The sequence below is a fragment of the Ectobacillus funiculus genome (assembly GCF_004138295.1).
In the GTDB taxonomy this organism is placed as follows: Bacteria; Bacillota; Bacilli; order Bacillales; family Bacillaceae_G; genus Ectobacillus; species Ectobacillus funiculus.
Genome location: NZ_SCFM01000030.1, coordinates 57,236 through 81,522, shown reverse-complemented (window position 1 = coordinate 81,522; position 24,287 = coordinate 57,236). Strand labels below are relative to the sequence as shown.

At 42.9% G+C, this 24,287-nt stretch carries 22 protein-coding genes; 13 read left to right on the top strand and 9 right to left on the bottom strand.

Going from position 1 to position 24,287, the window contains the following annotated elements; translation table 11 throughout:
• Positions 1-44: 44 nt before the first annotated feature.
• Positions 45-581, bottom strand: coding sequence for a hypothetical protein (locus EP737_RS18015; protein WP_129729511.1), 537 nt, complete (start codon positions 579-581; stop codon positions 45-47).
• A gap of 124 nt (positions 582-705) precedes the next feature.
• The gene (locus tag EP737_RS18010) at positions 706-1,845 is read right to left on the bottom strand and encodes an MGDG synthase family glycosyltransferase (RefSeq protein ID WP_165350849.1); all 1,140 of its coding nucleotides are present in this window, start codon (positions 1,843-1,845) and stop codon (positions 706-708) included.
• A gap of 428 nt (positions 1,846-2,273) precedes the next feature.
• Here EP737_RS18010 and EP737_RS18005 point away from each other — a divergent pair, with 428 nt between their 5' ends.
• The 3 genes from EP737_RS18005 to EP737_RS17995 all read left to right on the top strand — a co-directional run bounded on the left by EP737_RS18005 (position 2,274) and on the right by EP737_RS17995 (position 4,284).
• A complete protein-coding gene (locus EP737_RS18005) occupies positions 2,274-2,576 on the top strand; it encodes an MTH1187 family thiamine-binding protein (RefSeq protein WP_129729507.1) in 303 nt (100 codons plus the stop codon).
• 382 nt (positions 2,577-2,958) lie between these two features.
• Positions 2,959-3,204: a DUF2573 family protein gene (locus tag EP737_RS18000; RefSeq protein WP_129729505.1), complete on the top strand. Its 246-nt coding sequence runs from the start codon at positions 2,959-2,961 to the stop codon at positions 3,202-3,204.
• Positions 3,205-3,366: 162 nt separating this feature from the next.
• Positions 3,367-4,284 carry a proline dehydrogenase family protein gene (locus EP737_RS17995; protein WP_129729503.1) on the top strand — a complete coding sequence of 306 codons (918 nt, stop codon included), beginning with the start codon at positions 3,367-3,369 and terminating at the stop codon, positions 4,282-4,284.
• Positions 4,285-4,487: 203 nt separating this feature from the next.
• On the opposite strand, the gene EP737_RS17990 is transcribed toward EP737_RS17995, so the two are convergent.
• The gene (locus tag EP737_RS17990) at positions 4,488-5,315 is read right to left on the bottom strand and encodes a D-alanyl-D-alanine carboxypeptidase family protein (protein WP_246040300.1); all 828 of its coding nucleotides are present in this window, start codon (positions 5,313-5,315) and stop codon (positions 4,488-4,490) included.
• Between the two features lie 99 nt (positions 5,316-5,414).
• Positions 5,415-5,561: a YuzL family protein gene (locus EP737_RS17985; RefSeq protein ID WP_129729499.1), complete on the bottom strand. Its 147-nt coding sequence runs from the start codon at positions 5,559-5,561 to the stop codon at positions 5,415-5,417.
• 349 nt (positions 5,562-5,910) lie between these two features.
• Between EP737_RS17985 and EP737_RS17980 the strand changes: the two genes are divergently transcribed.
• From EP737_RS17980 to EP737_RS17970, 3 genes are read left to right on the top strand one after another with little or no spacing between them, the layout of a single operon-like run.
• On the top strand, positions 5,911-8,292 hold the full coding sequence (locus tag EP737_RS17980) for a 3-hydroxyacyl-CoA dehydrogenase/enoyl-CoA hydratase family protein (RefSeq protein WP_129729497.1): 2,382 nt from the start codon (positions 5,911-5,913) through the stop codon (positions 8,290-8,292).
• 13 nt (positions 8,293-8,305) lie between these two features.
• A complete protein-coding gene (locus EP737_RS17975) occupies positions 8,306-9,481 on the top strand; it encodes an acetyl-CoA C-acetyltransferase (protein ID WP_129729496.1) in 1,176 nt (391 codons plus the stop codon).
• 19 nt (positions 9,482-9,500) lie between these two features.
• Positions 9,501-11,288: an acyl-CoA dehydrogenase family protein gene (locus tag EP737_RS17970; RefSeq protein ID WP_129729494.1), complete on the top strand. Its 1,788-nt coding sequence runs from the start codon at positions 9,501-9,503 to the stop codon at positions 11,286-11,288.
• A 77-nt stretch (positions 11,289-11,365) separates the two neighbouring features.
• On the opposite strand, the gene EP737_RS17965 is transcribed toward EP737_RS17970, so the two are convergent.
• Together EP737_RS17965 and EP737_RS17960 are read right to left on the bottom strand one after the other, a co-directional pair.
• On the bottom strand, positions 11,366-12,109 hold the full coding sequence (locus EP737_RS17965; RefSeq protein WP_129729492.1) for a response regulator transcription factor: 744 nt from the start codon (positions 12,107-12,109) through the stop codon (positions 11,366-11,368).
• Positions 12,106-14,199 (bottom strand): sensor histidine kinase, encoded by a 2,094-nt coding sequence (locus tag EP737_RS17960; protein ID WP_129729490.1) that lies wholly within the window; start codon positions 14,197-14,199, stop codon positions 12,106-12,108. The genes EP737_RS17965 and EP737_RS17960 overlap by 4 nt, the downstream gene beginning before the upstream one ends.
• A 342-nt stretch (positions 14,200-14,541) precedes the next feature.
• Here EP737_RS17960 and EP737_RS17955 point away from each other — a divergent pair, with 342 nt between their 5' ends.
• From EP737_RS17955 to EP737_RS17945, 3 genes are read left to right on the top strand one after another with little or no spacing between them, the layout of a single operon-like run.
• Complete coding sequence (locus EP737_RS17955; protein ID WP_129729488.1) at positions 14,542-15,690, top strand: iron-containing alcohol dehydrogenase; 1,149 nt, start codon at positions 14,542-14,544, stop codon at positions 15,688-15,690.
• Between the two features lie 11 nt (positions 15,691-15,701).
• Positions 15,702-17,345, top strand: coding sequence for a PAS domain-containing sensor histidine kinase (locus EP737_RS17950; RefSeq protein ID WP_129729486.1), 1,644 nt, complete (start codon positions 15,702-15,704; stop codon positions 17,343-17,345).
• Between the two features lie 3 nt (positions 17,346-17,348).
• The gene (locus EP737_RS17945; RefSeq protein WP_129729484.1) at positions 17,349-18,812 is read left to right on the top strand and encodes a sigma-54-dependent transcriptional regulator; all 1,464 of its coding nucleotides are present in this window, start codon (positions 17,349-17,351) and stop codon (positions 18,810-18,812) included.
• Between the two features lie 179 nt (positions 18,813-18,991).
• Here the strand turns inward: EP737_RS17945 and adhP are convergent, their stop codons facing one another.
• The 3 genes from adhP to adh form a co-directional block, all read right to left on the bottom strand.
• Positions 18,992-20,005 (bottom strand): alcohol dehydrogenase AdhP, encoded by a 1,014-nt coding sequence (adhP, locus tag EP737_RS17940; protein ID WP_129729541.1) that lies wholly within the window; start codon positions 20,003-20,005, stop codon positions 18,992-18,994.
• A gap of 280 nt (positions 20,006-20,285) precedes the next feature.
• Positions 20,286-20,642: a DUF779 domain-containing protein gene (locus tag EP737_RS17935; RefSeq protein WP_129729481.1), complete on the bottom strand. Its 357-nt coding sequence runs from the start codon at positions 20,640-20,642 to the stop codon at positions 20,286-20,288.
• Positions 20,643-20,702: 60 nt separating this feature from the next.
• Entirely contained in the window at positions 20,703-22,223 is a 1,521-nt protein-coding gene (gene adh, locus EP737_RS17930) for an aldehyde dehydrogenase (protein ID WP_129729539.1), read from the bottom strand.
• Positions 22,224-22,486: 263 nt separating this feature from the next.
• Between adh and EP737_RS17925 the strand changes: the two genes are divergently transcribed.
• From EP737_RS17925 to EP737_RS17910, 4 genes are all read left to right on the top strand, one after another.
• Positions 22,487-22,843, top strand: a complete 357-nt coding sequence (locus tag EP737_RS17925; protein ID WP_129729479.1) for an arsenate reductase family protein — start codon at positions 22,487-22,489, stop codon at positions 22,841-22,843.
• A 49-nt stretch (positions 22,844-22,892) separates the two neighbouring features.
• Complete coding sequence (gene gcvH, locus EP737_RS17920; RefSeq protein ID WP_129729477.1) at positions 22,893-23,276, top strand: glycine cleavage system protein GcvH; 384 nt, start codon at positions 22,893-22,895, stop codon at positions 23,274-23,276.
• Positions 23,277-23,565: 289 nt separating this feature from the next.
• Positions 23,566-23,910 (top strand): toprim domain-containing protein, encoded by a 345-nt coding sequence (locus EP737_RS17915; RefSeq protein ID WP_129729475.1) that lies wholly within the window; start codon positions 23,566-23,568, stop codon positions 23,908-23,910.
• A gap of 11 nt (positions 23,911-23,921) precedes the next feature.
• Positions 23,922-24,242, top strand: coding sequence for a thioredoxin family protein (locus tag EP737_RS17910; RefSeq protein ID WP_129729473.1), 321 nt, complete (start codon positions 23,922-23,924; stop codon positions 24,240-24,242).
• The last annotated feature ends 45 nt before the right edge of the window (positions 24,243-24,287 follow it).

Genomic DNA, 24,287 nt, shown 5'->3' with positions numbered 1-24,287 from the left:
GCTATTGTGGGCTCCTGTTATACGTTAAGAAGGCATTCATCATCTTAATTGCTAGTATTCCCGCCTTCAGCCATTTGTTTTTGCACGCTAACCTTGCTGATTGTTTTTCCGTCCTCTTTGTAGTAAATGGATAATCTAACACCTGCAGTTAATTCGCTCATATTAACAGCAGTTTCACTCATACCATTGGCCCCTCTTGTCATTGCTACAAGAGAAGCATCTGCCGGAATAGTAATAGTTTTGACCTCTCCCGTATAGCTAATCTCTGGCCTCATACCGCCAGTTCCGCCTGGGTTACCTTGGTTGTTATCCTGATCCCCTTGCTTTTCTTGATTGTTACCTTGCGGGTTGCGGCCATTCCCGTTGTTCCTTTGTGGTTGCTCGATAATTTTTAATGTCACTTCATTTCCATTTACTTCTGTAATCTCTCCGGATAAATCAGGACGTTCAAATGCTCCTTGCGCTGCGGCTGCTTGCTGTCCACCATTTCCACCTGTAGCTGCCGTATCCTTTGAGCAGCCTGCGATTATAGAGGTGCATAATAAGTACGAAATCATCAAGGTATACCACTTTTTCTTCATCTCAATGTCTCCTATCAACTATAATACAAATCATTTACTAGACGTATTTTAAGATAGAAGTATGACATTTTGATGAAAAAGAAGAGCTTTCTATAAACAATTACGTTCTGTTGGTAGTTGGAGATTATGCGAATTGCTGAGACGTTTTTCGATTAGAGAATGAGTATAAAATATCCTGCACAATTTGCGGAGCACTTTCTTTTTGATGAATTCTTGCAAGTGCCTGGCTCATTTCATCAAGCTTGCTCGTATGATTCAATAAATGCAGTACCTCTTTCACAATCGCTTCTTTATTGCTAACAACAACTGCAGCACCAAGTCTTGAGAAGAACAAAGAATTTTCCTTCTCTTGCCCGGGGACAGGCCGATATAAAATGGTCGGGAGCTGTTTGGCGGTTGCTTCCGAAAGCGTGATACCGCCCGGCTTTGTAATCATGGCATCAGCAATAGCATACAATTCATGTACATCGTCTACATATCCAAAAATATGAAGACGCTTTGTGTAGATAAGCTTCAGCTTGCTTAATTGATTGTACAGCTGTTTATTTTGTCCGCAGACAACGATGATTTGCACATCACTTTGTTCTAATATATTAGTAGTGATAGCTTTTAAGTTTTTCACGACCCCGTACGCTCCAGCCATAAAAAGGAGTGTTTTTCGATCTGTGTGCAGCCCATATTTGTTTTGAAGCTGCCTTGCATTTGGACCTGATTCAAATGCTTTTCGAATAGGAATGCCGCTTACATATATATTTCTGGGAGAAATACCATTTTGGATAATTTTTTGTTTCACTTCCTCCGTGGCAACGTAATAGCGATCAATTTCTTCGTGTATCCATGTCCGATGGAGGCAATAATCAGTTACGACTGTGTATAGCTGAAATGGCTGCTTTGTTTTCCGTCTCCATTCTGGAACTGTTCCAACAGGGAATGTAGTGATGATAATGTCGGGTTTTTCTTCTTCTACCACTGTTTCTAGCCGCTTCTTTCCGAGTCTGCAGTAGAAATAAGCAGCCTTTGTTCTGTACATTTTATCTGTTCCATAAAAAAACAGCTTATAAAGCGGAGCTCCAATTGTAAAGGAGCGTTGATATAAAAACTTTGCAATTTCATTCCAGTATGGATAGGCATCTGCATATAAGTCGTAGATTTTAACGCTATGGACGCCAAATTCCTTAAACGTATGCTGCAAGGCATGTGAGACTTGATTGTGTCCATTCCCAAAGCTTGCTGTTACCAACAAAATTTTCGGTTGAGTTTTCACAAGATTTCCTCCTGAAAAAAACATCCTAATTTTTTGCACCTTAAAAAAGTATAAATTGCTACCGGGAAGACCATTCGACGTAGTGAGAAATTTTAGGAGTAAAGTATAAGTGCAACTACACCTCTGTTTTCGTCCACGGGCAGGGCTCCTTTACTTCAAGACCAGGTGCTGTGAATGGAAAGGGCTACAATGCTGATGCATTTTTGACCTTACAGATCATGCAATCTAATTGTAGGATAAGATCGTTAAGAGAGTATAAGGGAATGTTAAAGAGTTTATGAAGGTTTACAGACAAGTATGACTAGTGGGGCTTTTTTTGCAGGTAATATGATATAACGCGTTTGGGTATAGCAAAAGTGCACTCAAATGTTGTATGTTGTACAATAGCAGAGAGAAAATTTGTCAAAATACATAGGAGGCTTCATAGTATGGCAATAGTTGATATTACGATTATTCCGATTGGAACACCGACAACGAGCGTGAGTGAGTATGTAGCGGATATTCAGAAGGTATTGGAGAAAAATAAGGATCGTGTCAAATACAGACTTACACCGATGAATACAATTATTGAAGGGGAATTACCTGTATTGTTTGATGTGATTCAGCAAATGCATGAGGTGCCCTTCACGAAGGGGATTGGTCGTGTAGCGACAAACATCCGTATCGATGATCGTCGTGATAAAGAGAGTTCAATGGAGAAAAAACTGCAATCTGTGCAGTCAAAGCTGTAAAAGGCAGCCTTATATTAGTAAATCATATTTCTAATTTAGCTAAGAATGTGCTGTTGGATAGGATATCTTTACACTTTAAGAAAGTATAAATTTCTAGCTAGAGGACAATTCGACGTAGTGAATAAGTGCAACTACGCCTCTGTTTTCGCCCAAAGGCAGGGCTCGCCAATCGGCGAGCTTTCTTTAGGGGTGAATCTTTATAACAGATTCATCCCTATTCGTATTTGATAAATCACGATTTACAGCTTGAAGAAAAAGATTATTTCCTAAATGATCCGTAATGGATCAGCCTTCTTAATAAAAAGGCTCCGTCTGTAATTATTTGTAACAGCAGGAAAGGTTTCTTATAATAAGAGCAACTTGTAAGGAAGGGGCAAAAGAGATGAAAAAGGAATTTGAAGAGCAGTTTGATGGATTGCTTGAGAAGTATACGGAATTGCTGCTTGGACAAAATGATGAAGCATTAAAGAAAAAAGTGCAAATGTGGGCGTTGTATTCATATATTGCAAAAACAATGCCGGCACTTGCTAAGCATTGGAATGATACATATCCAGATGCGAAGCAGGAGATGATGAAGCTTATTGCAGAGATTAAGCAATTGAATGAGTCACATCGGGAAAAGAAATAGAGGGGATGAGGTATTGAGGCAGTTGGTCTTTCCGCATAATTTAAATGTATAATTTTATCCTCCTATTATTTTCTTTCATATACGCTATATTAATGTCTAATCATTTTGAGAGAACAATATAAATGAAGTAAGAGAAAATAGCTTACTTTAGGAGCGGAGGATATGGAGCGATTGCTGCGAGATTCCTTTTTATTTTTATCGAAAAATCGAACACTTACAAAGCTGGCAAAGCGGTATGGTTTGCGCTTCGGTGCATCCCGGTTTGTTGCTGGCGAAACGATCGAGCAGGCTGCAGCCATTATCAAGGAGCTAAATCAAAAAGGACTTGCTGTAACTATTGATTATTTAGGGGAATTTGTAAAGACTGAGCGCGAAGCTAATGAAATGGTGAATCAGTCTCTAGAGGCTATTCGGAGGATTGGGCGTGAAGGATTAGACTCTCAGCTTTCCTTGAAACTGACATCAATGGGATTAGATATATCAGATGAGCTGGTAATGAATCATATGCGCCGCATTTTAAGCGTCGCCAAGGAAAATGGGGTATTTGTGACAATTGATATGGAGGACTTCTCCCGGTGCCAAAAAACTATCGATATATTAAAAAGGCTGCGAGAAGAATATGATAATGTAGGAACGGTGATTCAAGCTTATTTGTATCGCTCTCAAAAGGATATAGAGGAGCTCGATAGCTATGAGCCGAATTTACGGTTAGTAAAAGGAGCCTATAAAGAAGCGGCAACTGTAGCATTTCCTGATAAAAAGGATGTGGATGATAATTTTCGCAAGATCATTAAACAGCATCTGTTAAACGGACATTATACGGCTGTTGCTACGCATGATGATGCGATCATTGAGTACACGAAGCAGCTTGTGCAGGAGAAGGGGATTTCTCTTAACCAATTTGAATTCCAAATGCTGTATGGTATTCGTCCAGAGCGGCAGCTTGAGCTTGCGCTAGAGGGCTATAAGATGCGTGTGTATGTACCATATGGAATGGATTGGTATGGATATTTTATGAGGCGTCTTGCGGAACGGCCCGCGAATGTCATATTTGTGTTAAAAGGGATTCTTAAGAAATAGAAGCAGGAGTGTATCCTGCTTTTTTTGTGCCATAAAAAGGTGTAAATTTCCATGTAGGAGACCATTCGACGTAGCGAGAAATTTTAGGAACAAAGTATAAGTAGGGCTACGTCTCTGTCTTTGCCCAAGGGCAGGACTCGCCAATCGGCGAGTTTTCTTTAATGGATTTGCACAAAAGTAATGCAATAGACATAGGCGAAGGTTTATAAAGAGTAATGCGCCATGATGGCGGCATCCTTGTATAGATGCTCTTCGTCGTCGGTCAATACAATGCTAATAACCCTTTTCCCGTCTTTTTCATAAACGGCAGCCAGCGTATAGCCGCCAATATTAGTACGTCCGCTTTTGCTGGCAATGGCATAGGGATCATGAAATAAATCCTTTCGACCGTTGTTTGTAATTGTTGTGTCTTGCAAAGAGGTCTGGATAGGTGTTGTGACTGTCTGCATTGCTTTTACTGCTTCAGGATGCTTAAGAAGCTCTTTGGCAATCAACGCCAAATCATATGGTGACAAATGCTGTCCCCATGCATCTATTCCACTTGCATTTTTAAAGGATGGGTTCTTACTGCCAAGCTCCTTTGCCCGTCTATTCATAAGAGCTGTGAATTTCTCCTTAGAGCCAGCCAGTTGTTCAGCAACGGATTCCGCAACAGGATCAACACTAATTACAAGCATGAGACGCAATGCTTCATCACGCTTTAGCTTTTCCCCTGCCTGCAGCTTTATTTTTTTTGTACCCTCTTCTGTATCTAGGGCATGCTGTGTAATCGTTACTTCATCCTCCGGCTGCATTCGTTCTAGCAGAAGAAGCGCAGTCATCAGCTTTACAAGGCTTCCGGGCTGTGCAGTAGTATGTTCGTTTTTTCCGTACAAAATTTTGCCTGTGGTTGCATCAATCGCAATTCCTGATTTAGCATAAATATTCGGCTGGTTTGCATGAACCTTTGTTTCAGGCTTGGGTTGAAATGCAAAAAATAGTAAACATGCAATAGCTACAATTGAGCTGGTGATAATAACTTTTTTTTTCATCAAATATCCCTCTTACAAATAGAATGAAAAGCAAAAAGGCAGGAGACGGCCTACCTTTCATTATGCCATGCTTCCTACCTTTATTTGTATCCTAAAATCTTATTTCGCGCCCATATTTTGTTTGCCGTATTGTTGGTTAGTGCTGTGTTTCCCTTTTTCCTTCCCGTTATTGTCAGGACCAGCATTGCCTCTCACACTTGCTGCGCTCACGCCGCCCTTGGAAGGGTTTCCTTGCATTTTTGTCATTAATACCACCTCCGTTTGCAATATATAGTGTGTCCATAAGTCTACACTTTAGGAATGCATAAATTTCCAGATAGGAGCAAATTTGACGTAGTAGGAAATTTTAGGAACAAAGTGTAAGTGCAACTATGCCTCTGTCTTCGCCCAAGGGCAGGGCTCGCCAGTTGGCGAGTTTTCTTTATAGGCTATGTAGACAGTAGGAGAGCAGGATTATGTGGAAAACGCGGTAAAAATATTGCCAAAATTTTGAAAATAATATATATTTGTAGATAGGAAACTCATTCATCACGGCTAAAAAATTTTGCGAAAAAACTGAATGGGTATTCATTCAAGGGATGAGGAGGAGAGGAGAATGTTTCAAATTCAAAAGGCAGCTGTGATTGGCTCAGGTGTAATGGGGGCGGGGATAGCTGCGCATTTGGTTAACGTTGGCATTCCAACAGTGTTATTGGATATTGTTCCGAAAACGCTTACATCAGAAGAGGAATCAATGGGCTTAACGCTCGAAAGTAAGCAGGTTCGCAACCGCTTTAGCAGCAGCGCTGTACAAAAGCTGTTTAAACAAAAGCCCGCTCCCCTCACTGCAAAGGAAAATGCCACGCTCATTACGGTCGGCAATCTGGAAGATGATATGAGGCTGCTAGAGGATGCGGATTGGATTATTGAGGTAGTTGTTGAGAATTTAGCCATAAAAAAGCAAGTATTTGAACGAGTAGATTGTGTGCGTAAAAAAGGAAGCATTGTGAGTTCCAATACATCGGGTATCTCTGTAGAACAAATGGCAGAGGGACGGTCTGAGGATTTCCGCAAGCACTTTTTGGGCACACATTTTTTTAATCCTCCGCGTTATTTAAAGCTGCTGGAGATTATCCCGACCAAGACTACCTCCCCTGAGGTTCGCTCCTTTATGAAGGAGTTTGGCGAAGATGTGCTCGGAAAAGGTGTAGTAGAGGCACGAGATACCCCAAACTTTATCGCAAATCGTATTGGTACGTACGGTTTGCTTGTAACGCTGCAGGAGGCGCTGCGACATGGATACACATTTAGTGAAGTGGATTCTGTAACAGGACCGCTTATTGGTCGTCCGAAAAGTGCGACCTTTCGTACGCTTGATGTTGTAGGGCTTGATACGTTCGCTCATGTTGCCAATAACGTCTATGAAAATGTTGAGGAAGAAGAAAAGAACATATTCAAGATTCCAACATTTCTTCAGGTAATGATTGAACATAAATGGCTTGGAAGCAAGACCGGCAAAGGCTTCTTTATTAAGAAAGGAAAAGAGATTTTAGAGCTGAACCCAGATACGCTCCAATATGAAGCATGCAAAAAGCTGCGAGCACCTTCTATAGAAGCAAGTAAACAAGAAAAGGGGCTAGCTAACAAACTAAAGACACTTGTTTATGGGGATGACCGTGCCGGGACGCTGTTATGGAGTATTTTGACTCCAACTTTGCTTTATGCGGCAAAGTTGAATAAGGAAATTGCTGATAATATCGTTGCGATCGACCAGGCAATGAAATGGGGCTTTGGCTGGGAAATGGGTCCGTTTGAAACATGGGACGCAATCGGTGTCCGTCAATCCGTTGAGAAGATGAGTGAGAAGGGTTTAACCATTCCAGTGTGGGTGCAGGAGATGCTGGAGAACGGCTTTGAAACCTTTTATAAACGTGACAATGGCTTTGTATATTATTATGAAGATGGCGCATACAGGCTATTGGAGCAAAATAAGAAGGCGATTAGCCTGCGGCAGATAAAGGAACAGGGCCGCGTACTGAAGAAAAACAGCGGCGGGAGCTTAATAGATATAGGGGATGGCGTGCTTTGTCTCGAATTTCATTCGCCCAATAACGCCATCGGTATGGATATTATTCAGATGATTCATTTCGCGGTTGATGAAGCCTCCCGCAATTATAAGGGGCTTGTCATTGGGAATCAATCGAAGAACTTCTGTGTTGGCGCGAATCTGGCGATGATGTTAATGGAGGCGCAGGATGATAATTATTTTGAAATCGATTGGGTCGTGAAGCAATTTCAGGCTGCTATGATGAAAATTAAATATAGCCCAAAGCCAGTAGTTGCAGCACCTTATGGCATGACACTTGGAGGTGGTGCTGAGGTGTGTCTGCCTGCTGCAAGTATTCAGGCATCAAGCGAAACATATATCGGACTTGTTGAGGTTGGTGTCGGTTTAATTCCAGGCGGAGGCGGCAGTAAGGAATTGTATATGAAGCATATTAACCAACTTCCTCAAGGTGTTGAGGTTGATTTACAGAAGATAGCAAACAAGGTGTTTGAAACAGTTGCGCTTGCGAAGGTATCTACCTCTGCACAGGAAGCATTCAAGGGGAACTTCCTTGGCGCTAAAGATGCTGTGAGTGTAAATGGCGATCATTTGCTATATGATGCAAAACAAAGAGTTCTTGCCTTATATGAAGCTGGTTATAAGGCACCTGTACGTAAGAAGGTGCCGGTTGTCGGGGAAACGGGCTACGGAACGCTGCTATTAGGAGCGCAGGCGATGCACTTATCCGGTTATATTTCTGAATATGATTTGGTTATCGCGAAACAGTTGGCGTACGTCATTGCAGGGGGCAGGGTGCCATATGGAACAGAAGTCGATGAACAATACTTGCTGGACTTAGAACGTGAAGCATTCATCAGTCTTATAAAAGAAATGAAATCGCAGGAAAGAATGCAGCATATGCTCATAAAAGGAAAGCCACTGCGTAATTAAGGAGGGGAAAGCATTGAGAGAAGCTGTAATTGTTGCAGGAGCGAGAACACCTGTTGGAAAAGCGAAGAAAGGGTCGCTCGCGAATGTGCGTCCGGATGATTTAGGAGCGTTAGTTGTGAAGGAAACGCTGAAGCGCGCAGGAAATTACGAAGGTGAAATCGATGATGTCATTTTCGGCTGTGCGATGCCTGAAGCGGAGCAGGGCATGAATATGGCACGCAATATTGGGGCGTTGGCAGGACTTCCCCATACGGTTCCGGCTATCACAATTAATCGCTACTGTTCTTCAGGTTTGCAGTCTATCGCTTTTGGGGCAGAGCGAATTATGCTTGGTCAGGCGAGTGCGGTGCTTGCAGGCGGCGCAGAATCGATGAGTCTCGTTCCTATGATGGGTCATGTCGTTCGCCCGAACATTCGTCTAGTGGAAGCAGCTCCCGAATATTATATGGGTATGGGGCATACAGCAGAGCAGGTCGCTAAAAAGTACGGAATCAGCCGAGTGGACCAGGATGCATTTGCGGTTCGCAGTCATCAGCGTGCAGCTAAGGCGCTGCAGGACGGCAAGTTTGGTGATGAAATCATTCCGGTTCAGGTCACAGTGCGTTCTGTTGGTGACAACAATCAAATGCATGAAAAAAGCTTCATGTTTTCTCAAGATGAAGGGGTGCGTGCGGAAACGACGACCGGAGTGCTCAGTACGTTAAAGCCGGCATTCCATGTGCGAGGCTCTGTCACAGCAGGTAACGCTTCACAAATGAGTGACGGTGCAGCGGCTGTACTTTTAATGGATCGTGAAAAAGCAGAAGTAGAAGGATTACAGCCCATTGCAAAGTTTCGCTCCTTCGCCGTGGCGGGTGTCCCTCCAGAGATAATGGGTATTGGTCCAGTTGAGGCTATCCCAAAAGCGTTGAAGCAGGCGGGCTTACAACTCTCAGATATTGGTTTGTTTGAGTTAAATGAAGCATTTGCCTCGCAAGCCATTGGGGTTATTCGTGAGCTTGGCCTAGATGAAGAGAAAGTAAATGTAAATGGCGGAGCTATTGCATTAGGACATCCGCTTGGCTGTACAGGTACGAAACTCACATTATCATTAATTCATGAAATGAAGCGGCGCGGTGAACAGTTTGGTGTTGTTACGATGTGCATCGGCGGGGGTATGGGAGCTGCAGGCGTATTTGAATTAGTTTGATAGACTGGGAGGAAGCGGAATGGCGAAAAATACAGTCGGGAGTGCAGTCAAAGGAGGAAGTTTTCTGCTTGATGCAATTATAGCTGATCAAGTGTTTACACCGGAGGATTACACGGATGAGCATAAATTAATTGCAAAAACGACAGAAGACTTTATCGTGAATGAAGTGCTGCCAGAATTGGAGTACTTAGAGGATCATGAGTTTGAGCGTTCTGTTAAGCTCTTAAAGCAAGCGGGGGAGATTGGGCTGCTCGGGGCGGATGTACCGGAGGAGTACGGCGGGATAGGACTTGATAAAATCAGCTCCGCGTTAATTGCGGAAAAATTTGCGCGTGCGGGCGGATTCGGGATTTCACATGGGGCGCATGTAGGGATTGGCTCACTTCCTATTGTGTTATTCGGAAGCGAGGAGCAAAAGCAGAAATATCTTCCGTCTCTAGCTATGGGTGAAAAGCTTGCGGCTTATGCATTGACGGAACCGGGCTCAGGTTCTGATGCGCTTGGTGCGAGAACTGTTGCCAAGTTACATGCAAATGGTACTCATTATGTGTTAAATGGGGAGAAGCAATGGATTACCAACTCTGCGTTTGCTGATGTGTTTATTGTCTATGCGAAGGTTGATGGAGAGCATTTTACGGCATTTATCATTGAACGTGGATTTCCTGGTGTATCGACGGGACCAGAGGAAAAGAAGATGGGAATTAAAAGCTCCTCCACTCGTACATTAATTTTGCAGGATGCGCTTGTGCCAAAGGAAAATGTGCTCGGTGAAATCGGAAGGGGACATATTATCGCATTTAATATTTTAAATATTGGTCGTTATAAGCTTGGTGTCGGCGTTGTCGGTTCTTCTAAACGAGGTCTGGAGATTTCTGCTCAATATGCGAATCAGCGCCAACAATTTAAACAGCCAATTGCCCGTTTTCCGCTTATTCAGGAAAAGCTTGCGAACATGGCCGCGAAAATTTATGCAGCAGAAAGCTCAGTGTACCGTACGGTTGGTTTGTTTGAGGCGCGTGCAAGTCAGCTAACGGATGAAGAAATAAAGAACGGGAAAGCGGTTGCAGATTCTGTTGCAGAATATGCAATAGAATGCTCTTTAAATAAATTTTTCTGCTCAGAGGTATTGGATTATGTTGTAGATGAGGGTGTGCAAATTCACGGCGGCTATGGATTTATGGCAGAATATGAGATTGAAAGAATGTATCGTGATTCGCGTATTAACCGTATTTTTGAAGGAACGAATGAAATTAACCGGCTGCTTGTACCGGGCACACTGCTTCGTAAAGCGATGAAGGGGGAACTGCCGTTATTCCAAAAGGCACAGCTTATTCAAGAGGAATTAATGATGCTTTTGCCGGAGGAGCCGGGCGATGAGCCGCTTGCACAGGAACAGTATCTCGTGCGAAACGCAAAAAAAATTGGGATGCTGGCAGCAGGCTTGGCGGTGCAAAAGTACGGAAAATCGCTTGACCAGGAGCAAGAGGTGCTTGCAAATATTGCTGATATCGTAAGCAATGTGTATGCGATGGAATCCGTCCTGCTTCGTACAGAAAAGGCGATTCAAAAAACTGGTCTTGAAAAGAACAAACAAAAGCTCTTGTATACGCAAGTATTTTGTCAGGAGGCATTTCAGGAAATTGAAGCGCATGCAAAAGAGACACTTATTGCAGTGGAGCAAGGAGACACACTGCGCATGATGCTGTCTGCGCTTCGCAAGCTGACACGTCATTTACCGATTAACGTGATTGTTAAAAAACGCGAGATTGCCGCAAAAATCCTAGCGGAAGAAAAATACGTTGTGTAATTGAAAGTGTGAGAAATGAAAAGAGCGCGGAAGCACTTTTCTAGCTGCTTTTGTGCTCTTTTCACAGTTCCTAGCCTCTAGCTCTCCCAAACAAATTGATAGCCTTGGCCGCGAATATTTCGAATGTAGGATGGCAAATGAGGATACGCCTCAAGCTTTTTACGCAGGTTGCTAATATGGACCCTCAAGGTGCGGGTATCCCCATTGCTTTCTGTGCCCCAAATCCAGTGATGCAGTTCAGCCTCACTGATAATCTGATTCACCTTTTGGGTAAGTAAGCTAAGAACAGAAAACTCTTTATAAGATAGCGCCAAGGTCTTGCCGCGTACTACTGCTCTTTGATATATTAGGTCAATTTCCAAGTCGCCAAAATGCAATCTTTGGGTCTCTGAATTAGGTTGTTGCAGCTTATTTTGCGGATCTAGGGAAACAGTAGGAAATGCTCCGCGATTAAATATCGGTGCGCGACGCAGATTCGCTTTAATTCTTGCAAAGAGCTGGTAGATATCAAATGGTTTTGTGACGTAATCATCCGCTCCTAATTCAAGACCGAGAATCACGTCGCTTCCATCACTCAAACAGCTGATGAAAATAATAGGAATATTTGATACGTTTCGTATATGTCGACAAATTTGAAAGCCGTCCATATCTGGAAGCTGTATATCTAGCAAAACAAGATCAGGCGGATTTTGTTCGAATTGGCGAAGGGCCTCCATGCCGTTTTGACAGCCGAGAGCATTATAGCCTTGTTTCTCTAAAGCAATTATCAGCAAGTCCAATATTTCAGAGTCATCTTCTACTATTAAAATTCTTCTATTCATTGCTCTTCCGCTCCTTTTTGTAAAAATGCTGGTAGGGTGATAGTAAATTGACTTCCTTTTCCCAACTCACTGCTGACAGAAATCGTGCCACCATGATGTTTTATAATTTGCTGACAAATGGCTAAGCCAAGACCTGTTCCTGTTTTTGAGGAGGATTGCTTTCCTTTGACAAAACGTTTGAATAGATGAGGAAGCAACTCCGATTCAATACCTGAGCCGGTGTCACAAAATAAAATCCGAATCCCCCAATGTTCCTCGTTATTTAGAGAGGTATAGCAATAAGCCTCGCTATGCAAGGAGATTTTGCCCCCTTTAGGCGTATGACGGATAGCGTTTTGCAGCAGGTTAGAAAATACTTGCTCTAAGCGGATAAAATCAATCCGTAGAAAAAGCCTACCCCCCGCGGGCACAGAGATGAGAGCTGTCTGCTCACAGCATAGACCGTTACGCTCGATTTCTAATTTGAATTGTTGAGAAAAATAGGAAAGCAGCTCCTTTATCTCCACTTCTTCAAAATAAAATTGAATTTGATTTTCCTCCATTTTTGCCAGTTCGAGCAGGTCGATGGAAAGTCGGTTCAAGAGCTTTGTTTTTTCGTAAACAACTTGCAAATACTTTTGCTGTTCTTTTAGCGGTAAGCCTTCTTGCAGCAATTGCAGATAGCCTTGAATCGACTGCATAGGTGTTCCGAATTCATGAGCAATAGTAGAGAAAAACTGCTGCCGTGTTTGTTCGATTGTTTGTAATGCTTCGTTTGTTCTCTGCAGCTCTTCATTCATATTCTTCAGTTCCATCGTACGCTGCGTGATTCTTTCCTCTAAGGAGTAGTTGACTTGCAGTAGCTCAGCAGATAAACGCTCTACCTTTATAAAGGCATAGGATGACCTTTGTGCAATAATTAGCGATTGGACAAATAAAGTGATAAACGCCCCTAATGGTACAGCATCTGTACCGATTGAAAAAAAATGATAGTAGAAAATATCATTTAAAATACAAATGATTATAATGATCAGCATGACACAATTTATAAGTGCGCCAATCCTTTTTCGAATAGCCGCACGGATGATGATATATATGATATACAGTAAGATTGGAACTAAAAAAATTTGAAATATAAATATCCATTTTGTGAAATAAATGGCAGGAAGCAACGTAGTAAGGCTGAAACCTATACAAATAGCCGCAAATACCTTAGCAATAAACCGGTTCGATTCTTCAGGGTATAAATAGGTGACAAAGGTAAATAACAACAAGCAGCCAATATAAGATGTTAAGTATTCTAGTTTCACGCTAAATTCCCATGAGATGGAAGGGATCCAGTCGATAAGGAGCCGGTCCCCGACTAATAGAGTACGTAAGGTCATAAGTAAGCAAAAACAGCCTAAAAATAAAGATAATAGATTTTTTCTATGAAACAAATAGAGAATAAGCTGAAACGAGCCTAGGACAAAAAGACTGCTTGCGAGAAAGCTGTCCTTTAAAACTGAGTATTCTCTTGCTTGACGAATAAGAGCATCGCTGCCAAACTGGATGCTTTTCCACATTCCGCCCTTCCGCTGTGTAAAGTTGGAAACTTGAAGGATCAGCTCAATTTCATTTGTATTTGTTTGAAACGTTACAACCTTTGAATAAGATTGAGCTTCCATGCTTTCTTTATTAGTGCCAACAACTCCGTTAGACGCAGCTAATTTACCGTTTACCCAAAGCTTATAAGCTGAAGCAATAGATGGTATATATAGAGATAATGGTTTTGACTTGTTTTGTTTAGGCAGAATAATGCGGAGACGATATGTTCCGTATCCTTCATTTTTTAATGTTTGCGAACCGGTGTAGCTTGCATCGGCCCATACGGCTGGCACTTCAATCATTGCACTGTTATTACCATGAGAATGCTCGGGAGTCTCTAACCTTTGCCAATAAAATTCCCATTCACCCTTAAGAGAAAGAACAGTTTGCGCCAGGTCTAGAGAACGGGCATCCAAAACCCCCTGTCTGGCAGTGATCTGCTGCTGCGAGGCAGCATGGGAGGCGAAAGGAAATACGAGGGTATATACTGTTGTTAAGATAAGAGTTACTATAAAGCTTTTCATTGATGTTATCCTTCTGTTAAGAAAAATTTATCTTAATTTTATCTTATTTTATGAAGTACATACAATTATATCCTGTATAATAATTTACTGGTAACAAAATCCAAAAATGAGATGGAGAAGTTTCTTGTACTGCAGGAAAGTATAAATTTCTAGCTAGAAGCAAGTTCGACGTAGTAAGAAATTTTAGGAACAAAGTGTAAGTGCAACTACGCCTCTGTCTTCACCCAAGAGCAGGGCTCGCCAATCGGCGAGTTTTCTTTATAAGAAATCTCCAAAAACAAACAGGAATTTACATGTTTTCACATAATTGTAATACTATCAATCTTTTTATAGGTGATAATGATGCGTATTAGCAAATTTGTAGCACCGGAGATTATCTTTGGGAATAACACGATCCAACAGGCAGCGGATGCTTGTATGCGCCTAGGAGCGAAAAAGGTTTTTATTGTTAGTGATTTGGGGGTTGCGCAGGCGGGATGGCTGGAGAGGGTAATGGACTGCTGTAGACTAGCTGGCTTACCGTTTGCGACGTTTATGGATATTGCAACAAATCCGAGGGACACGGACGTTGTGAACGGCTGTGCCTCATTTATTGAAAACGAATGTGATGCGGTTATTGGCGTTGGGGGCGGGAGTGCGTTAGATGCGGCGAAGGCTATTGCTGTGTTAGCTGCAAATGGTGGTACGATTCGTGACTATGAGGGCGTTGATAAAATTGAAAAACCGCTTCCTCCTATGGTGATGATTGCGACAACAGCAGGATCTGGTTCTGAAGTTTCGCAGTTTTCGGTGATTACAGATTCTCATCGCAAGAAAAAAATGACAATTATTTCAAAAACATTAGTTCCGGATATCGCGATAATAGATCCGTATACGTTAATCACGAAAGATAGTGCATTAACAGCATCTACAGGTCTAGACGTACTCACACATGCCATTGAGTCGTATGTGAGTATCGCAGCTACGCCGCTGACGGACGTGCAGGCAAAAAGTGCACTTTCTCTTGTGTCTGCTCATTTACGTCCATCTGTTGCTTCAAGAACCAATGCAGAGGCAAAGGAAGCGATGGCGATGGCAAGTTTGCAGGCTGGCCTTGCTTTTTCTAATGCGATTTTAGGAGCAGCGCATGCTATTTCCCATGCGATTGGCGGTATGTCCCCTGTTCCTCATGGTGAAATTAATGCGATTTTGCTTCCTCATGTGATGGACTTTAACTTTATAGCTGCTCCGGGGCGATTCGGGCAGATTGCCGAGTGTATGGGGATTGATACACGGGTACTAACGCAGCGAGAGGCGGGAAATGCAGCAATCCGGTTTGTACAAGAGCTATCAATTGATATTGGAACGCCGCAACGGCTGAGCGATCTTGGCATTACGGATAGCGTAATCCACAGCATTTGCTTAACGGCACTTGAGGATGCCTGCATGATTACGAATCCGCGTGATATGACGTTAGAGCAGGCAAAAAACTTGTTAGCCCGGGCTCTTTAGGAGGAAGATATATGCTTGAGGACAAACAAGAAATGATTGCCCTTTTAACGGGTGTTAAATCTTCAAAGCGTAATTACTATACGGAATTGAAAGAAACAGTTGGTCAGCTTCGTAAAAAAAATATGCAGCTCGAAATTATTAGCGAAGTGATGAAAAGTATGAAGGTTGATATGTCGCCAGAGGAAATTTTGCAAAATGTCATTGAGAAGCTTCGGGCGCTGATTCAATTTGAACGCTTTAGTCTGCTGCTGCTGCATGATTCACAGCTTATTTTAACTAATGTTTATCCGAAGGACAGCTATACATTGGAAGTTGGAACTCCGATTCCGCATGAAAACTCCTTATATTGGTCTGCATTAAGCAAGAGACAAACTATTTTTCAGGATTTAATTGAGGAGCAAGCCTCTTTTTATGAGAAGCCGCACTTACTTGAGCTAGGGATTAGCACAGTGTTAATACTTCCGATTTATAGTAAAAAGAAAAGGATCGGTATTTTAAGCATCGGCTGCCGTGGTAGCTCAGACTGGGGAATAGATGATCTTGCGTTTTTAGAGCAGCTAACTGATCATCTCGCCGTAAGTATCGAAAATGCCCAGTTATACAATGAGGTGCTTCGGGGCAAGCAGCAATGGGAGGATACGTTTAAAGCAGTGAATGATATGATTATCGTATTTGATGAAGAACTGCGAGTGCTGCAATGTAATGACGCTGTGAGGGAGTTTTTCCAGATGGAAGGCGGTTTGGATGTGCCGATGTTACACGAGATGCACAAGGAGCTCTTGAGAGAAACCTTTCTGTCCAAAAAGCCTGGATATATAGAAGTCTATTTTCCGAATGGATCCATTTGTGAGATGTATACATATCCGGTTCAGAATAATGAGCAGCAGGTCTATGGCGTTATTGCATATATCAAGGATGTAACAGAAAAACGAAAAGTTGAATTGCAACTGCAGCACTCCGGAAAGCTGGCAGCAATCGGGGAGATGGCAGCAGGCATTGCACACGAGCTAAATAGTCCGTTAACAGCTATTCTTGGAAATGCCCAGCTGCTGCTTCGAAGTACGGCGGAGCAGAATGCATCTTTTACCCTTTTAAAGGATATTCATAGCTGCGGAAGCCGCTGTAAAACGATCATTAAAAGCTTGCTCACCTTTTCTCGGCAGGATGAGTATCTATTTTCTCCATGCTCTTTGAATGAAGCGATAGGACAGGTGCTTCATTTATTGCAGGGGCAGCTAAAGCAGCAAAGAATCACGATCACGCAACTGTTGGAGCCATCTCTGCCCCTTGTTGAAGCCAGCCAGTCGCAAATTGAACAAGTTATTATCAACTTGCTGTTAAATGCCAGAGATGCGATTGAAGAGAAGAACTATGAAAGGGGAGAGATTGTAGTTCGGACGTTTTGGGAGCAGGACTGTGCTTGTATTTCAATCAGTGACAACGGAATTGGGATTGAAGAGAGTAGGCTGTCACAAATTTTTCATCCTTTTTATACTACAAAAGGAGTTGGAAAAGGAACAGGTCTCGGCTTATCAGTTAGTATTGGTATTGCAAAGGCGCACGGTGGAGCAATTGAGGTACATAGCCGTGTGTATGAGGGTAGCACGTTTACGCTGCGATTGCCTCTCCAGTTTGTACATCATACGGAGGTGTGACTGTTGATTCGGATTTTAATTGTGGATGATGAAAAGGAAATAGGAACCTTTCTTTCTCATTTATTTATGTCGAAAGGATATCGTGTCACAGTAGTAAACAGCGGCAAGGATTTCTATTATCTTGATCTCAAAAAACAGCGCTTTCATATCGCTTTACTGGATCTCAAGCTCCCTGATGCAAACGGTCTATCCTTATTAGAATATTTGAAACAGCAGCAGCCGGCATGTAAAGCTGTAATTATGACAGGCTACAGCACGATTCAAACAGCTGTTGATGCCATGAAACTGGGGGCAAGCAATTATTTGGAGAAACCGTTTGATGATATAGATATATTAGAGCAGCAAATAGATGAACTGCTTGCCGGAGGAGATGAATCTGTTAATCAGTATTTACAGGAGGCAGCAGTAAGAAGCGGTCTTGTAATTGGGAAGAGTGAGAAAATGAAGCAGTTGCTTCAAACTGTTTACAAGGTAGCGCAAAAGCCGGTAAATATTTTAATAGAAGGGGAGACTGGCACGGGCAAGGAGGTACTGGCTCACTTTATTCATGAAGCGAGTCCGCGCAGCAAGGAAGCGTTTATTGGCGTGAACTGCGGGGCCATTTCCGAGTCGCTTCTCGAGAGCGAGCTGTTTGGTCATGAGAAGGGGGCCTTTACTGGGGCGGCGCAGCAGAGAAAAGGCCTGTTTGAGCTTACGAGTAAAGGCACGTTATTCCTGGATGAGGTAGCAGAGGCTTCCCACCTAATTCAAGTGAAGCTGCTGCGCGTATTAGAGACGCGCGAGTTTATGCGTGTCGGTGGTACAGCGGTGTTGCGTACAAATGCTAGAGTAATTGCTGCCTCCAATGAAAACTTACAGGAAGCTGTTCGAAAGAAAACCTTTCGCGAGGATTTATTTTATAGATTGAATGTCGTTCATGTAAAGATTCCGCCCCTTCGAGAGCGGCAAGAGGATATTCCATTGTTGATTCAACATATGCTAGAGCGGTATGGAAGCGGAAATATATCATTTAGTAAGGGTGCGATCAGACATTTACAGGAGTATCACTGGCCAGGCAATATTCGGGAACTTGCCAATTTTGTCGCGAGAACGATTGCGCTCCTTGATTCTGATCAGACCGTTATCACAGAGGCGGATTTACCACTTTGGGATACAGAGGGGGCCTCTATACGTATGCCGTCCGCTCTGGAATCAGATGATACGGGCAAACAAAATCATGAGCTCGAGGAGTATTTACGTACATGGAGTCAGAGTGTTTTAACAACATTTGAGAAAAAAGATGATGTTCATCTTGAGGATGTGCTTGCACAGGTCAAGCAGCTGGAATCCCAAATTGGGAAAGCTTTTATTCTTAAGGCGCTGCAAAATACGCTTGGAAATCGGAGTGAAGCAGCAAAACGCTTGCAAATCACAATGCGAAAGCTTCGTTATTTGTTGAATGAAAAAAAGGGGGACACTGGGACATAAGAAGAACCAGACACAGTTTGATCTTTTCTCATACTAAAGCAATGCGAGTATTATTTGCATCAGGAATAAGACTGGATTTGCTGAATCAGGACCCTTGCTAATCTGATACAAGACCCCCGTTTTTACACGGGGGCAAGAGTATTTTGTGTGCAGAGTGAGGATACGACTGTAGACAAATTTTAAGCCATCGTTAAGACAATGCGACCATTAATTTGTCCTTTTTCCATACGCTGAAATACTTCATTAATGTTATCGAGCGGCTGTACTTCAATATTTGTACGAACTTTGCCTTGTGCTGCAAAGGCAAGGGATTCCTGTAAATCCTTTCTCGTTCCGACGATGGAGCCTTTTACCGTTACGCCATTTAAGACAGTATCGAAAATTGGGATTGGCAGTTCATCGTTTGGAAGACCAACAACAACGAGAGTGCCGCCGCGTTTCACAGAGCGGTAGGCTTGTTCAAAAGCCCGTTTTGTTACAGCGACGCTGATAGCGGATTGGACACCGCCAACACGTTCATAAATTTCTTGGACAGGATCTACCTTTAAGCCGTTAATTGTAATATCTGCACCTAGCTTTGTGGCTAGTTCAAGCTTGTCGTCTTGAATATCAACAGCAATTACGTTAAAGCCCATCGCTTTTGCATATTGTAAGGCAACGTGTCCGAGACCGCCGATTCCGTAAATCGCAACCCAATCACCAGGCTGCGCTTCGGATACTTTTAATGCTTTATACGTTGTCACACCAGCGCAGAAAATGGGAGAAACCTCTTCAAAGCTGAGACCATTTGGGATTTTAACGATGTAATTGGCAGGAGCTTTACAATACTCAGCATAGCCGCCATCCACGGAATAGCCGGCATTCAATTGATGCGGACATAATGTTTCGCGTCCGGTTAAGCAATATTCGCATTCACCGCAAGCGGAGTACAGCCAAGGAATGCCGACTGCATCCCCCTCTTTAATGGAGGTTACGCCAGGACCTACTTCCTCTACAATCCCGACACCTTCATGTCCTGGAATTAACGGAAGCTTTGGCTTTATCGGCCAATCGCCATGTGCGGCATGAAGGTCTGTATGGCAGACGCCGCAAGCTTTAATTTTGACAAGCACTTCACCGTAGCCGATTTCAGGAATCGGTACTTCTTTAATTTCAAGCTGCTGTTTAAACTCATTTACAATGGCCGCCTTCATCATTTTATTTGTATTCATTTTCAAATCTCCCCCTTTTTTATTTTCACACTACATCTTTTATAAAAGCAAAAGCTATGCCAACTTTTTAGCTGTGTAGGGGTGCACAAAATGAAAGCGTTTGCCGAAAGTTTGGCAATTCGTGCCGAAAAAACGGCACGAATTGGACGATTTATCGGCACATTTATATAAAAAATGACAGGAGACAATCCTGCCATTTGCAAAAAAGTAAATTTATGAAGAATCATTTCCTCTAGGGATAAATCGTGTCGATTCCGCTTTTCTAGAGCTGCTGTAGTTCTTGAGCGGTAAATACGCGCGATCGTGTTAAAAATCGTTTTCCTTCTGGTCCTTCGAGTGAGAACATTCCTCCTCTGCCATCCACTACATCAATAATAAGCTGTGTATGTTTCCAATACTCATATTGTGCATGGGCAATATAAAATGGGCAGCCCCCTATATAACCGAGTAATTTATCATGATCTCCGATTAAAAGATCACCTGCTGGATAACACATTGGCGAGCTTCCGTCACAGCAGCCGCCTGATTGATGAAAGAGAAGAGGACCGTGCTTACTTTGTAAATACTGAATAAGCGAAAGTGCTGCATCGGTTGCGGTAACTCGCTGTATTGTTTCCATAGTGTACACCTCCTAATATGAAAGCTTCCGCTGCGAGAGGCAAGCGGAAGCTTTTGTTTTTTAGAAGAATCCTAATTTTTTCGGGCTGTAGCTCACAAGCATATTTTTCGTTTGTTGGTAGTGACTGAGCATCATTTTATGTGTTTCACGGCCGATACCTGACATTTTGTATCCGCCGAATGCCGCGTGGGCAGGGTAGGAGTGGTAGCAGTTCGTCCAAACGCGTCCTGCCTCAATCGCTCTGCCGAAGCGGTATGCCTTGTTGATATCGCGTGTCCAAACGCCTGCACCTAAGCCGTAAAGCGTATCATTGGCGATTTGGAGCGCTTCCTCCGGTGTTTTAAATGTTGTAACAGAAACAACTGGACCAAAGATTTCTTCCTGGAAAATGCGCATTTTATTGTGACCCCTAAATACGGTTGGCTTTACATAATAGCCGTTCTCTAAGTCACCATCTAATACGTTGCGCCCGCCTCCTGCTAGAAGCTCGGCACCTTCTTGTTTACCAATATCAATATAGGAAAGAATTTTTTCAAGCTGCTCAGCGGAGGCTTGTGCACCAATCATTGTGTCAGGGTCAAGCGGGTTGCCTTGCTTAATCGCATTTACGCGTTGCAGGGCCCGCTCCATAAAGCGGTCATAGACGGACTCTTGGATGAGCGCACGCGAAGGGCACGTGCAAACCTCACCTTGGTTCAATGCAAATAATACGAATCCTTCGATTGCTTTATCAAAGAAATCATCATCTGCATCAAGCACATCCTCAAAGAAAATATTTGGCGATTTTCCGCCTAGTTCAAGCGTAACAGGGATCAGGTTTTGCGAGGCATACTGCATGATAAGACGACCTGTTGTTGTTTCTCCTGTAAACGCGATTTTGGCGATGCGATTGCTTGAAGCAAGCGGCTTACCGGCTTCAAGACCGAAACCATTTACAACATTCAGGACACCGTCTGGAAGTAAATCAGCAATAAGCTCTACCAATACCATAATGCTGACAGGTGTCTGCTCTGCTGGCTTTAACACAACGCAATTTCCAGCCGCGAGAGCAGGAGCAAGCTTCCACGTTGCCATAAGAAGCGGGAAGTTCCAAGGAATAATTTGACCCACAACGCCGAGAGGTTCATGAAAATGATACGCAACAGTATCTTGGTCAACCTCACCAATCGTACCCTCTTGTCCGCGGATGCAGCCTGCAAAATAACGGAAATGATCAATTGCTAGCGGAAGATCGGCATTGAGAGTTTCACGAACTGGTTTTCCGTTATCCCATGTTTCTGCCACGGCCAGCATTTCTAAATTTTGCTCCATGCGATCCGCGATTTTATTTAAAATGTTTGCACGATCTGCAACTGACATTTTGCCCCATTTGTCTTTTGCGGCATGAGCGGCGTCAAGTGCCAGCTCTATATCCTCAGCCTGTGAACGTGCTACCTGACAAAACACTCGCCCAGTAACAGGGGATATTGCATCAAAGTATTGTCCATCAACTGGAGCTGTCCATTTCCCTCCGATAAAATTGTCGTATCGGCTTTTAAATGAAATTTTTGCACCCTGTTCACCTGGTACTGCGTAGATCATTTTTGTTGCGTAAGCCATCCTCATTCCCCCTATTCTCACTATATTCACCTTTTATACATGCAAGTTGTGTGCCAAAATCAAGAGGACACTGCTGCTTTGAAATATGTGAGAGTGCACATCGTTCTCGATAGCGAACAAGAACACTTTGCAGGATAAACATAATAGACAGCGAAGAGTAGTATAAAGCTTGCCATAGGTGAGCAAATTAGGAAAAAAATACCCATCTATGCTACAATACAGATAGTAAAGGGCAGGTGATAGGTATGACAGTAACATTTTATTCTTATCCGAAATGCGGAACATGCCAAAAGGCAAAAAAATGGCTTGAAGGGCATGATATTTCCTACAACATGATACATATTGTAGAAAATCCGCCGTCTAAGGAAGAGGTGCGCAAGCTGCATCAGGCAAGCGATCTTGATTTGAAGAAACTGTTCAATACGAGCGGTATGAAGTATCGCGAGCTTGGCTTAAAGGATACATTGAAGACGGCAAGTGAAGAGGAAATGCTAGATCTGCTTGCATCCGATGGCATGCTGCTTAAGCGTCCTATTGTGACAAATGGCAGCAAGGTGACAGTTGGCTTTAATGAAGAGCAGTTTGAGAGAGAATGGCTGTAATGCCGACTGGGCATTTACATAATTGATACAAAATATGGAGGGGACAAAAATGAACATTCCTAAAGAGTTGCGTTATTCTGAAGAGCACGAATGGGTGAAAGTAGATGGGAGCCGTGTAATCGTCGGTATTACTGAGTTTGCGCAGCATGAGCTTGGTGATATTGTATTTGTGGAGCTTCCGGAGGTTGGTGCTGCATTAAAGGCGAATGAGCCGTTTGGTAGCGTAGAGTCCGTGAAAACAGTTTCTGAACTTTATGCGCCTGTGAGCGGTAAAGTTGTGGAAGTAAATGAAAAGTTAAGTGATAGCCCTGAGCTTGTGAATGAGTCTCCGTACGAAGGTGCGTGGATGGTAGTTGTTGAGCTTGCGGATGCAACTGAGCTTGATAGCTTATTAACTGCTGAGCAATATGAGAAAATGACAAATCAAGGGTGAAGAATGAGGAGACGGACAAACCGTCTCCTTCTTGCTTTTTACACTTTAAAAAAATATAAATTTTCCAACGAGAAGTTAACTCGACATATCGGGACATTTTAGGAATAAAGTGTAAGTGCAACTACGTCTCTGTCTGCGCCTGCCGGTTTGTCAATCGACGAGTTTTCTTTAGCAAAATTGACAATATTTGCGTATGGTCAGTTTCGATAAAACAGGAAACAAGACGAAAAGAAAGAATATACTATATATTAAGGTTGTATCATAGTCTACATTAGTCGGGTGATGCACAGTGATGGAAATGGAAAAAGTGATAATTGTTGAGGGAAGATCCGATAAGAAGAAAATTGCAAATCTTATTAAAGAGCCTGTAGAAATCGTATGCACAAATGGAACGATCAGTTCATCTAAAATGGACGAATTTGTTGACAAGCTCTATGATAAAGAGGTGTACATACTGGTTGATGCAGATGAAGCAGGCGAGAAGCTTCGCAGGCAATTCAAGCGTGAATTCCCGCATGCAGAACATTTGTATATTGACCGTACGTACCGGGAAGTAGCGACAGCACCAGTGCAGCACCTTGCAAGCGTGTTGCTTGGAGCAGATATAGACGTGTATGCAGAATTTTTAAAGTAAGGATGACGTGAATGATTGAATGGACAGGGGAAGATGTGGAAAGCAACATTCAAGAGGAAGAAGCAACAGTTCTTTATGTGCAGACGCCCATGTGTGGAACGTGCCAGCTTGCGAAGAGGATGTTAACAGTTGTAGAGGCGGCGCTTGAGCTTACAGTCGGTACAGTCAATCTCAATTATGCTCCTTATTTGGCGGAGCGATATGAGATTGAAAGTGTGCCGTGCCTGCTTGTTTTCAAGCGCGGCATTGTTGCGAAACGAATGTACGCGTTCCAGTCAGTAGACTTTATTTATAATGAATTGCAAAAACTCGACATATTTCCTAAGAAATAAGAAGAAAATGTCGAGCTATTATTAAAGGGTTGCTCTGTGAATAAA

Coding starts and splice junctions, on each gene's coding strand:
- EP737_RS18015 (WP_129729511.1), bottom strand. CDS start 581: ATGAAGAAAAAGTGGTATACCTTGATGATTTCGTACTTATTATGCACC.
- EP737_RS18005 (WP_129729507.1), top strand. CDS start 2,274: ATGGCAATAGTTGATATTACGATTATTCCGATTGGAACACCGACAACG.
- EP737_RS18000 (WP_129729505.1), top strand. CDS start 2,959: ATGAAAAAGGAATTTGAAGAGCAGTTTGATGGATTGCTTGAGAAGTAT.
- EP737_RS17995 (WP_129729503.1), top strand. CDS start 3,367: ATGGAGCGATTGCTGCGAGATTCCTTTTTATTTTTATCGAAAAATCGA.
- EP737_RS17990 (WP_246040300.1), bottom strand. CDS start 5,315: ATGAAAAAAAAAGTTATTATCACCAGCTCAATTGTAGCTATTGCATGT.
- EP737_RS17985 (WP_129729499.1), bottom strand. CDS start 5,561: ATGACAAAAATGCAAGGAAACCCTTCCAAGGGCGGCGTGAGCGCAGCA.
- EP737_RS17980 (WP_129729497.1), top strand. CDS start 5,911: ATGTTTCAAATTCAAAAGGCAGCTGTGATTGGCTCAGGTGTAATGGGG.
- EP737_RS17970 (WP_129729494.1), top strand. CDS start 9,501: ATGGCGAAAAATACAGTCGGGAGTGCAGTCAAAGGAGGAAGTTTTCTG.
- EP737_RS17965 (WP_129729492.1), bottom strand. CDS start 12,109: ATGAATAGAAGAATTTTAATAGTAGAAGATGACTCTGAAATATTGGAC.
- EP737_RS17960 (WP_129729490.1), bottom strand. CDS start 14,199: ATGAAAAGCTTTATAGTAACTCTTATCTTAACAACAGTATATACCCTC.
- EP737_RS17955 (WP_129729488.1), top strand. CDS start 14,542: ATGCGTATTAGCAAATTTGTAGCACCGGAGATTATCTTTGGGAATAAC.
- EP737_RS17950 (WP_129729486.1), top strand. CDS start 15,702: ATGCTTGAGGACAAACAAGAAATGATTGCCCTTTTAACGGGTGTTAAA.
- adhP (WP_129729541.1), bottom strand. CDS start 20,005: ATGAAGGCGGCCATTGTAAATGAGTTTAAACAGCAGCTTGAAATTAAA.
- EP737_RS17935 (WP_129729481.1), bottom strand. CDS start 20,642: ATGGAAACAATACAGCGAGTTACCGCAACCGATGCAGCACTTTCGCTT.
- adh (WP_129729539.1), bottom strand. CDS start 22,223: ATGATCTACGCAGTACCAGGTGAACAGGGTGCAAAAATTTCATTTAAA.
- EP737_RS17925 (WP_129729479.1), top strand. CDS start 22,487: ATGACAGTAACATTTTATTCTTATCCGAAATGCGGAACATGCCAAAAG.
- gcvH (WP_129729477.1), top strand. CDS start 22,893: ATGAACATTCCTAAAGAGTTGCGTTATTCTGAAGAGCACGAATGGGTG.
- EP737_RS17910 (WP_129729473.1), top strand. CDS start 23,922: ATGATTGAATGGACAGGGGAAGATGTGGAAAGCAACATTCAAGAGGAA.